We start from the raw sequence: 5,642 nt of genomic DNA, 5'->3' as shown, positions 1-5,642 counted from the left end.
GGTTCACCCACTCAGTCGGTTCACCCGCAGAGCTGGTCGCCGACCGAGCGCAACGCCTCCAGGTTGGAGATCTCGAACGGGAGCGAGGGCACTCCCACGATCCGCACATCCGGATGGGTGTCGGTGAAGGACTCCAGGAGGCGGACCTCCTGCTTGGCCGTCCCGGCCCGGTCGGCGTGGATCCGCAGCACCGCCTCCGCCTCGGGGTTCCCCGCCAACCGGTCGGCGGCCGCACACGCCTGCTCGGCTGTCAGGTCGGTGAGCCGCGGGTGGGTGCGGTTGATCACGACCCCCGCGAGCGGCATCGACTCCTCCGACAGTCGTTCGGTGAAGAACGCGGCCTCGCGGAGGGCGGGCCGCTCCGCGGAGGAGACCACCAGGAACTCGGTGCCCTTGCGCCGCAGGATCGCCTGGGTGCGGGAGGCCCGCGTGGCGAACCCGCCGAAGGTGGAGTCCAGGGCCACCACCATCTCGGAGGCGTCCTTGAGCATGGAGGACCCGACGACCGCCGACACCCCCCGCATGGCGGTGCTCATGGCACCGGTCATCAAGCGGCCGACGCCGCGGCCGGGCGCCGCGAACACCCGCATGAGGCGACTGTCCATGAAGGCGCCCAGGCGGCGCGGGGCGTCGAGGAAGTCGAGCGCGTTGCGTGAGGGAGGGGTGTCGACCACGACGAGGTCCCACGTCGAGTCGTCGAGCAGCTGCCCCAGCTTCTCCATGGCCATGTACTCCTGCGTCCCAGCGAACGAGGTGACCATGGTCTTGTAGAAGTGGTTGTCCAGGATGGACTGCGCCTTCTCGGCCGTGGTGTTGGCGATGACCAGCTCGTCGAACGTGCGACGCATGTCGAGCATCATCGCGTGCAACGACCCGTCCGAATCCGCGTGCTCCGGTCCCAGGTCCACGCGGGACGGTTCGTTCGAGAGGTCGTCGATCCCCAGCGCCTGCGCGAGGCGCCGGGCCGGGTCGATGGTGAGGACCACGGTGTCGCGGCCGAGTTCGGCGGCGCGCAGGGCCACCGCGGCGGCGGTGGTGGTCTTGCCCACCCCGCCGGCGCCGGTGCAGACCACAACCCGGGTCGCCGGGTCTGTGAGCAGTCCGGTGATGTCGAGACGACGAGTCATGATCAGTGCACTCCCTGGTCGGCGAGGGCGGAGGCGAGGTCGTACAGGTCGGAGACCTCGACGCCGTTGGGCAGGGCCGGCAGCACGAGGGTCGGGCAGCCGGACGAGGTCAGGGTCTCGCCGGCGGTGAGCTGTCCGCGTGCGACGCGGGCGTGCTCGATGGCCTCCACCAGGAGCCCCTGCAGCCCCTCGTCGTCGAGCTCCACACCGGTCTCCTCGAGACCGGCCAGCACCGCCTCGGCGTCGATGTCCTCCTCGGCGATCCGCTGCAGCGCGTCGTCGTCGAGGTGCCGGGTCTCCGCTCGGTTGATGATCACCTGACCCACCCGCAGATCATGGGACCGGAGCTCCTCGATCGCCTCGATGGTCTCCTGGACGGGCAGCGATTCGAGCAGGGTCACCAGGTGCACGACCGTCTGCGGGGAGTGGACCAGCTCGGCGACGGCATCGGCCTGACGACGGATGGGCCCGCCGGCGGCGAGGTCGGCCATCGCGGTGGTCACGTCGAGGAACTTGCCGATGCGACCGGTGGGCGGGGCGTCGACGACGACCGCGTCGTACACCACTTCCTTTTTGGCGTGTTGGCGCGTGACGACCTCGTAGATCTTGCCGGTCAGGAGAACGTCCTTGAGGCCGGGTGCGATGGTGGTGGCGAATTCGATCGCGCCCACCGACTTCATCACCTTGCCCACCACCCCGAGGTGGTAGAAGGTGTCGAGGTAGTCGAGCATCGCGGCCTCGATGTCGATGGCCAGCGCGAACACCTTGCCACCGCCGTCGACCCGGGCCACGAGTTCCTCGCGGTACGGCAGCGGCGAGCGGTCGAAGATCCGCGCGATGCCCTGGCGTTCCTCGACCTCCACCAGCAGGACGCGCTGTCCGGTCGAGGCCAGTGCCAGCGCGAGCGAGGTGGCGACCGTGGTCTTGCCGGTGCCCCCCTTGCCGGAGACGTAGTGGAGGTCCGCGCGGGCGGAGGCGTCGGACCAGCCGGTGGACAGCTCGTCGGCGATCGTCGACCTCACGGACTGACTCGACGTACCCGACTGGGTCGATTGCGTTCCTGGTGTGTCGGTGGACGGCATGCGGTCCACCCTAAGCGGTTCCACCACGGCGCGCGGGCCGCCGGCGACTTCCCTAGAGTGGGGGCATGAGCGAATCCACCCCCGCAGCCCGGTTCGAGTACGTGACGGTCCCGCTGCTCACCCACGCCACCAAGCAGATCCTCGACCAGTGGGGCGGTGACGGCTGGGAGCTGGTCTCCGTCCTGCCCGGCCCCACCGGTGAGCAGCACGTCGCCTACCTCAAGCGTCGGCTCTGATGCCGGAGGGCGAGGGCGGCGGGTACTGGACCCGCAAGCTCGAGCAGCTGGGGATCGACCTGCCGACCGTCGTCCCCCCGCTCGCCAACTACGCGCCCGCCGTGCGGACGGGCGCCTACGTCTACACCTCCGGTCAGCTGCCGATGATCGACGGCGCTCTCGCCGCGACCGGCAAGGTCGGTGCCGCGGTGTCCCCGGAGACGGCGGCTGATCTCGCCCGGACCTGTGCCCTCAACGCACTCGCCGCCGTGGACGGCCTGGTGGGCATCGACTCGGTGGTGCGGATCGTCAAGGTCGTCGGCTTCGTCGCGTCGGCCCCGGGCTTCAACGCCCAGCCCGCGGTGGTCAACGGCGCCTCGGATCTGCTGGGTGAGGTGTTCGGGGACGCCGGCGTCCACGCCCGCTCCGCGGTCGGGGTCTCCGAGCTGCCGCTCGACGCGCCCGTCGAGGTCGAGCTCATCGTCGAGGTCGAGGGATAGGGCCGGACGGTGGCCCGGGACGGAGAATGCCGATGACCGGCGGCCTGGCCCCGATCACGTTCCCGGCGTACGAGACCCTGCGCCCCGTCACGGACCTGGCCGGGGTGATCCTCTGCGACAACCCCTCGGAGATGACCTTCGAGGGGACCAACACGGTGGTGCTGCGGGCCCCCGGATCGCGCACCGCCGTGGTGGTGGACCCCGGGCCGGAGAATCGCGCGCACGCTGAGCGGATCGCCGCGATCGTGGGCGAGATCGAGCTCGTCGTCATCACCCATCGACACGGGGACCACACCGGCGGGATCGACGACCTCCGGGCGCTGACCGGCGCGCCGGTCCGGGCGGTCGGACCGGTGTACTGCCGGGATGCGGCGCCGTTGGTGACGGGGGGCGACGACGACGAGGTGATCCACGCCGCCGGGCTGGACCTCACCGTGCTGGCCACTCCCGGGCACACCGCGGACTCGATCAGTCTCGAGGTGCGTCCGGCGGGTGCCGGGTTCACCGCGCGCGCGGACTGTGTGGTGCTCGGCGACACGATCCTGGGTCGCGACTCGACCGTTCTGGACTCCACCGACGGCGATCTGGGGGACTACCTACAGAGCCTCGACCAGCTGTCCGCCCGCGCCGACGGCGTGGTGGGCATCCCCGGCCACGGTCCGGATGTGGCCGATACCGCTCGCGCCGCCCAGGTGCTGGCCCGTCACCGGCGGGACCGGCTAGAGCAGATCGCGGCAGCCCGGGACGTGCTGGGACCCGATGCGTCCGCCGAGGTCATCACGCAGCACATCTACCGGGATGTCTCTCCGTTCCTGCTCAAAGTGGCCGAGCAGTCCACCCTCGTGGCCCTGCGCTATCTGGATCGGTCCGGTTAGACCGGCCGACCCGGCCCGCCCTACGACAAGAGCGTTCCGCACCCCTTCTCGAGGGAGGTGTGCGGAACGCTCTTGTCGATGGGCCGGGGCGGCTCGGCGGGCCTCAGCGGGCGCGCCGGGCCAGGCGCTCGGTGTCGGAGATGATGACGCTCTTGCCTTCGAGGCGCAGCCAACCCCGGTGTGCGAACTCGGCCAGGGCCTTGTTGACCGTCTCGCGGGAGGCGCCGACGAGCTGGGCAATCTCCTCCTGCGTGAGGTCGTGCGTCACGCGGATGTTGCCGCCCTCCTGGGTGCCGAAGCGCTGGGCCAGCTGCAGCAGCGCCTTGGCCACGCGACCGGGCACATCGGTGAAGATGAGGTCGGCGAGGTTGTTGTTGGTGCGGCGCAGACGGCGGGCGAGCACCCTCAGCAGCTGATCGGAGATCTCGGGCCGCTCGGAGATCCACCGCTTCAGGGCCGAGCGGTCCATGGACTGCACGGAGACATCGGTGACGCAGACCGCGGACGAGGTGCGCGGGCCCGGGTCGAAGATCGACAGCTCACCGAACATGTCCGAGGGGCCGAGGATGGACAGCAGATTCTCGCGACCGTCCGGGGCCTTGCGGGAGAGCTTCACCTTGCCCGACGTGACGATGTAGAGGCTGTCGCCCTGCTCGCCCTCGCGGATGATCACATCACCCTTCGAGTACTCCTCGCGGGTCAGGTCGGCACGCAGCGCCGAGATGGCCGCGGGCTCGACACCCTGGAAGATGCCGGCCCGGGTGAGTACGTCGTCGGCCGACTGGTCCGTGCGGCGATCTATCGTCACAGTCCGTGACCCTCCCGTTCGGGCGAGGACGAGCGAGGTCCGCGCCATGGCGTGCGTGTGGCGAGAGCCACTGTAGCCGTTCCGGTGCCCCCGGTGTGACCAACCCGCGGCGACCGGGGTGGGTCAGTTCTCGATCTGCTCCGGCTCGGCCAGAATGGAGGCCTCGAACCGGTCCATCAAGAGGGCGAACCCGGCGAGGAGGACCGGGACCAGGACGACGAGGATTCCCTGCATGCCCCCGAGTAAACACCCCCGCGGGCCGACGCGCACGTGCGGCCGGCTCACCCGCAGGTGGCCCGGGCCGTAATGTGGACGCATGCCCGACCCCGCTCCAGCTTCCGTGAAGCGCCGCAGACGAGGGGTGGCCGCGAGGGGGGTGGAAACCGACCTCGGGCGCACCCGCCGCGCCCGGCGCATGCTCCGCACCCTGGAGGACGCGTTCCCCCACGTCTACTGCGAGCTGGATTTCCGGAACCCGCTCGAGCTGAGCGTCGCGACGATCCTGTCCGCGCAGTGCACGGACAAGCGCGTCAACGAGGTCACGCCGGCGCTGTTCGCCCGGTATCGGACCGCGGCCGACTACGCGGGCGCGGACCGTGAGGAACTGGAGACACTGATCCGACCGACCGGCTTCTACCGCAACAAGGCGCGGAGTATCCAGGGGCTGGGTGCGGCGCTGGTGGAGAAGTTCGACGGCGAGGTTCCGCGGCGGCTCGAGGACCTGGTCACCCTCCCCGGATTCGGACGGAAGACGGCCAACGTGGTGCTCGGCAACGCGTTCGGTGTGCCCGGACTGACGGTGGACACCCACTTCATGCGTCTGGTCGCCCGGTGGAAGTGGACAGAGGCCACCGACCCGGTGCGCATCGAGCGCGAGGTGGCCGCGCTGCTGCCCCGGCCCACCTGGACCGACGCCAGCCACCGGATCATCTTCCACGGTCGCCGGGTCTGTCACGCGAGGACGGCGGCCTGCGGTGCGTGTGCCCTGGCCTCGGACTGCCCGTCCGCCGGCGAGGTCGGCCCGCTCGACCCGGT

7 protein-coding genes are annotated in these 5,642 nt (G+C 70.5%); 4 read left to right on the top strand and 3 right to left on the bottom strand.

The features are described 5' to 3' along the window. Positions 1–20 precede the first annotated feature (20 nt). Positions 21–1,127: an ArsA family ATPase gene (locus G6019_RS10485; protein ID WP_107755624.1), complete on the bottom strand. Its 1,107-nt coding sequence runs from the start codon at positions 1,125–1,127 to the stop codon at positions 21–23. A gap of 2 nt (positions 1,128–1,129) precedes the next feature. Next, complete coding sequence (locus G6019_RS10480; protein ID WP_182612745.1) at positions 1,130–2,209, bottom strand: ArsA-related P-loop ATPase; 1,080 nt, start codon at positions 2,207–2,209, stop codon at positions 1,130–1,132. Positions 2,210–2,274: 65 nt separating this feature from the next. Between G6019_RS10480 and G6019_RS10475 the strand changes: the two genes are divergently transcribed. Genes G6019_RS10475 through G6019_RS10465 form a run of 3 tightly spaced genes read left to right on the top strand, consistent with a single transcriptional unit; the run spans position 2,275 to position 3,799 of the window. Further along, on the top strand, positions 2,275–2,445 hold the full coding sequence (locus tag G6019_RS10475) for a hypothetical protein (protein WP_107755626.1): 171 nt from the start codon (positions 2,275–2,277) through the stop codon (positions 2,443–2,445). Then, complete coding sequence (locus tag G6019_RS10470) at positions 2,445–2,924, top strand: RidA family protein (protein ID WP_107755627.1); 480 nt, start codon at positions 2,445–2,447, stop codon at positions 2,922–2,924. The genes G6019_RS10475 and G6019_RS10470 overlap by 1 nt, the downstream gene beginning before the upstream one ends. Positions 2,925–2,956: 32 nt before the next feature. After that, the gene (locus G6019_RS10465) at positions 2,957–3,799 is read left to right on the top strand and encodes an MBL fold metallo-hydrolase (protein WP_107755628.1); all 843 of its coding nucleotides are present in this window, start codon (positions 2,957–2,959) and stop codon (positions 3,797–3,799) included. Positions 3,800–3,902: 103 nt separating this feature from the next. Here the strand turns inward: G6019_RS10465 and G6019_RS10460 are convergent, their stop codons facing one another. Next, entirely contained in the window at positions 3,903–4,607 is a 705-nt protein-coding gene (locus G6019_RS10460) for a Crp/Fnr family transcriptional regulator (protein WP_017838335.1), read from the bottom strand. 316 nt (positions 4,608–4,923) lie between these two features. On the opposite strand from G6019_RS10460, the gene nth reads away from it, so the two are divergent. After that, positions 4,924–5,642: endonuclease III (gene nth / locus G6019_RS10455; protein WP_182627539.1), on the top strand; the 719-nt coding region annotated here is incomplete at its 3' end.

This window comes from Dietzia sp. DQ12-76 (assembly GCF_014145045.1).
Taxonomy (GTDB): Bacteria; Actinomycetota; Actinomycetes; order Mycobacteriales; family Mycobacteriaceae; genus Dietzia.
This window is presented reverse-complemented; position numbering and strand designations above follow the sequence as displayed.